Source organism: Phaeodactylibacter luteus (assembly GCF_007993045.1).
GTDB lineage: Bacteria > Bacteroidota > Bacteroidia > Chitinophagales > Saprospiraceae > Phaeodactylibacter > Phaeodactylibacter luteus.
This window is the reverse complement of record NZ_VOOR01000114.1, coordinates 1-3058: the sequence shown is the minus strand read 5'-3', so window position 1 is coordinate 3058 and position 3058 is coordinate 1. Positions and strand designations below refer to the sequence as shown.

Annotated in this window: 1 protein-coding gene; it reads left to right on the top strand. The window is 46.7% G+C overall.

Features of this window, described 5'->3' with window-relative positions:
• The first annotated feature begins 333 nt into the window (after window positions 1-333).
• Complete coding sequence (locus FRY97_RS21630; protein WP_147169704.1) at window positions 334-2949, top strand: T9SS type B sorting domain-containing protein; 2616 nt, start codon at window positions 334-336, stop codon at window positions 2947-2949.
• The last annotated feature ends 109 nt before the right edge of the window (window positions 2950-3058 follow it).

Sequence of the window (3058 nt, the reverse complement as noted above, 5' to 3'; positions counted from 1 at the left end):
CAAATTCTCACCTTCCGTTGTTTTTGCTTTTGATTTTAACTTAAGGGCCAGTGTAAATGATTTAGCGTTAAGCTGGGATATCCCATTGTTATAAAAGGCGGAGAGCCGTATACTTTCCACCAACCGCACAACCTTCGGCACAACAATAACGGTTCCTCGTATCTCGCTGATGCAATGAGATGGGAAGTGCTCATTTATATTACTGGCAGTCTGTTGAGAGTCCGAATAACAGCAGGTCAGCCGCGCAGGGCGGTATGCCTAAACAAGAAGGCTTAATTTTTTGAATATGTTTGCGCCCTACAAATATTATACTGAACCCCAACATTAAGTTTTATGAATATGCTCAAATGTATCCGAAGTTACTCGATCTCTGTACTTATTATTCTCGTAATCACTACAACAGGAGCTCGCTTACCGGATCGTACATCCATCATCAATTTAAATTGCCCACACCCGGATTATGATGCTCTCATGGTTCTTTATAATCAAACGAATGGTGCAGCGTGGGATGACAATACGGGCTGGGCAGAAGGTCAAATTGGCGAAAATTGTGACCCCTGTACCTGGTACGGCATCGGTTGCGACAACAACGGCAGAGTGATTAGCCTCATTCTTGATAATAATGCCCTGGCAGGGATAATACCAGATTTAAATTTACCCTTCCTAAGCCAGTTGGAGTTAGGTTTCAATCAGTTGGAAGGAGAAATTCCTGACTTCTCAGGCCTCCCAGCCCTGCAGCGATTTAGAGCTATGGATAATCAATTGACCGGTAGCCTTCCGGACTTTAGCAATATGCCTCTGCTCGAAATACTTCACTGTGCTAATAATGAGCTGTCTGGTACCATCCCGGATTTTACGAGTCTGCCCAATTTGCGAGAGTTAATCCTAATGGGGAATATGCTCGTGGGGACAATACCTGATTTTACTGACCTGCCAAACCTGGAGTGGCTGGAAATAGGCCAGAATCAGTTGGAAGGAGAAATTCCTGACTTTTCGGCTACTCCTCAGGTCTACCGGTTTCGGTGTATGAATAATTTCCTGACTGGAAACATCCCGGATTTCACAAACCTTCCATTGCTGGAAATTTTCCACTGTGCTGACAACAGCCTATCCGGAATGATACCCGCGTTTTCAAATACACCCGTACTTCGGGAATTGACTGTAGCTGGGAATGAGCTAACAGGGCCGATACCTGATTTAGCTTACCTTCCGGAGCTGGATGTATTCTATTGCAACAATAATAATCTATCCTGTTTTTTTCCTGCTTTCATATGCGGCTTGGATGTTTTTTCGTCCATCAATAACCCGATGATGCCCTGGCAAGGCGCACATGCTAACTTTTGTGCAGGAATAGATGAAGTTGGTGCGCCCTGTGATGATGGGAACCCGTTGTCAGAAGGAGATGCGATACAGGAGAGCTGCGATTGCATGGGTGAAATTCCATGCAGCCTAAGCATCAGCTTTGACAGCACCGGAATATCATGCAACAGTGCAGCTGATGGCGAGTTGTCATTACTGATCTTTGATGGGGCTGCACCCTTTACTATCGACTGGAACATTGATGATTATGATGGAATGAGCACATTGGAAAGCCTCCCGCCAGGCAACTACAGCGTGGTGGTAACTGATACCTTGGGCTGTTCCGCGGAGGCGGCTATTGCGCTCACAGAACCCGCACCCCTGACCCTTAGCTGTTCGGAGTTAGCACCGGTCTCCACGGTAGGAGGTACTGATGGTATAGCTAGCTTAACAATAGATGGAGGGATACCGCCCTATGAGCTCAGCTATGCTGGGCCGGTCAGCGGTGTAATGGCAATCGACACCGGGAACTATACTTTGGATGATTTATCAGAAGGGAATTACATCTTTCAACTTACAGACGCCAATGGCTGTACTGCAGATTGCAGCACTGAGATTTCCGGGCCCAGCTGTGCGCTTGAGGTACTGCTTATAGCTACAGCCCCCAGCTGTTTCAACAGCAATGACGGCATCATTAATCTTGAAATTACCGGAGGGGTTGCTCCTTACGCTATCGACTGGAACGTGGATACGTTTGATGGGCAGGAAACCCTTTCAGGGTTACAGAGCGGGAGCTATCAGGTGGTGGTGGCAGATGCCGAGAACTGCACCGCTGCAGGAGAAGTTATGATTTCAGCGCCTTCTGAATTACAGTTTAGTGTAACCGCTATTCATCCGGTTTGTCTTGGTGACAGTAGTGGAGAAGTCATCATTGATTCGGTTTTTGGAGGGGTACCTCCCTATAGCATGGATTTCAACGGGTCGACATACAACGTGGGCAATACATTCCCGTACATCCTCAGTGGGCAAAATGCTGGCAGTTATACCGCTATTATCACAGACAGTAACGGTTGTCAGATGAGCAGTGGACTTACTTTAGAGGAAGGGGAAGCATTAATTGTAAACCTAGGTGCAGACCTTAGCATACAGGCGGGTGATAGTATTCTGCTTGACCCTGAAGCAACATCTACGATAGATAGCGTTATCTGGTCACCATCTGCTGGCCTAAGCGCGCCAAACAGCCCTAGCACCTTTGCTATTCCAGCTGAGACAACTACCTATGTGCTGACCGCTTTTTCTGATAATGGCTGTAGCGGTACAGATCTCATCACAATCACAGTTGAGCCGATCGATGGCAAGGTGTTTGTCCCTAATGCATTTAGCCCCAATGATGATGGCGTTAACGACCGCCTCATCGTATATGCAGGTGAAGATGTCATAAATGTAGAAGATTTTCAGGTGTTCGACCGTTGGGGCAATCAGCTTTATCAACAACAGGACTTCCCGCCAAACAGCTCCATCCACGGTTGGGATGGTACATTCAGAGGTGAGCGGATGCATACAGGAGTATATCTCTACTTTGTACAGTGCCGCCTAAGTGACGACCGTCTTCAGCTGCTAAAGGGGGATGTTACATTGATAAGGCCTTAATAGAGATGCTAACATAGCATCCCTAATGGACTTACCCTATTTTTTATACTTGACAGAGCACTGGGAGGGAATTTATAGTTCTCCAAGGCGAGATTAATGCATTTTGACT

Coding starts and splice junctions, on each gene's coding strand:
- FRY97_RS21630 (WP_147169704.1), top strand. CDS start 334: ATGAATATGCTCAAATGTATCCGAAGTTACTCGATCTCTGTACTTATT.